Below are 1,317 nucleotides of genomic sequence, written 5' to 3'. Positions count from 1 at the left end.
GATGATGTCCCAGGGAGTGGTGTAGCTCGGTCGATCGTCGAGCTTTCCGGACAGGGCCGGGAACGGGTCAGCTTGCCGCAGCAGGCAAGTTGATGAGCGGATCATCGCTCATTGTCGCGATGGTTTCCAGTGTCATGTACCGCGAGCGCTGAACAGCCCACTCATCATTTTGCTCCAGAAGCAAAGCGCCGACGAGCCTGACGATGGCATCGTCGTTTGGAAAGATGCCGACGACCTCGGTCCTTCGCTTGATTTCTCCATTCAATCGCTCAATCGGGTTCGTGCTGTGAAGCTTGGTCCAGTGCTGCTTGGGAAAGGTCATGTAGGCGAGGACATCTTCCTCGGCGTTGTCCATGAGACCAGCAAGTTTCGGCACTTTCGGCCTGATCTGATCGGCGACATTGCGCCACTGTTGGCTGGCGGCTTCCGGGGTGTCTTGGGCAAAGGCCGTTGCAATGAAGGCTGAGACCACGCGTCGGCCACTCTTGCCGGCATGAGCCAGGGCATTGCGCATGAAGTGAACTCGACATCTTTGCCAAGTGGCGGAAAGGACTTTGGAGACGGCCGCCTTGATGCCTTCATGCGCATCGGAGACGGCGAGCTTGACGCCGCGCAGACCGCGCCGGGTGAGTTTGCGCAGGAACTCCGTCCAGATTGGCTCGGCCTCAGAGGTGCCGATTTCCATACCGAGTACCTCGCGACGACCATCGGTGTTGACACCGACGGCGATGATGACAGCGACGGAGACGATGCGTCCGCCACGCCGGACTTTGAGGTAGGTCGCATCGATCCAAAGATAGGGCCAGTCGCCTTCGATCGGACGTTCAAGGAAGGCTTTGACCTTATCATCGATCTCCTCACAAAGCCGCGAGACCTGGCTCTTGGAGATGCCACTCATGCCCATCGCCTTGACCAGATCGTCCACCGAGCGGGTCGAGACGCCCTGGATGTAAGCCTCCTGGATCACGGCGGTCAGAGCCTTCTCGGCCATGCGGCGCGGCTCCAGAAAGCTCGGGAAATAGCTGCCGGTGCGCAGCTTTGGAATCCGAAGTTCGACGGTGCCAGCTCGGGTCTCCCAGTCGCGGTCGCGATAGCCGTTACGCTGAGCAAGTCGAAAGTCATTCTTCTCGCCGTAGGCCGCACCGGTCTTCGTGCCAACCTCTAGCTCCATCAACTTCTCGGCGGCAAAGCCAATCATCTCGCGCAGCAAATCCGCATCAGCGCTCTTCTCAACAAGCGAGCGGAGGTCCATCATGTCATTGGTCATCGGTGGTCTTTCCATCAGGTTGTGCTTGAACAACCCAACCCTACCGGAAA

At 58.8% G+C, this 1,317-nt stretch carries 1 protein-coding gene; it reads right to left on the bottom strand.

Features of this window, described 5'->3' with window-relative positions; genetic code table 11:
* Window positions 1–67: 67 nt before the first annotated feature.
* Window positions 68–1,267 carry an IS256 family transposase gene (locus K290_RS0133380; protein WP_028755414.1) on the bottom strand — a complete coding sequence of 400 codons (1,200 nt, stop codon included), beginning with the start codon at window positions 1,265–1,267 and terminating at the stop codon, window positions 68–70.
* Window positions 1,268–1,317: the final 50 nt, after the last annotated feature.

This window comes from Rhizobium leucaenae USDA 9039 (genome assembly GCF_000426285.1).
Classification (GTDB): domain Bacteria; phylum Pseudomonadota; class Alphaproteobacteria; order Rhizobiales; family Rhizobiaceae; genus Rhizobium; species Rhizobium leucaenae.
This window is presented reverse-complemented; position numbering and strand designations above follow the sequence as displayed.

What these genes read in the sequence shown, in the direction of transcription:
- K290_RS0133380 (WP_028755414.1), bottom strand. Translation starts at nt 1,267, where the DNA reads ATGACCAATGACATGATGGACCTCCGCTCGCTTGTTGAGAAGAGCGCT.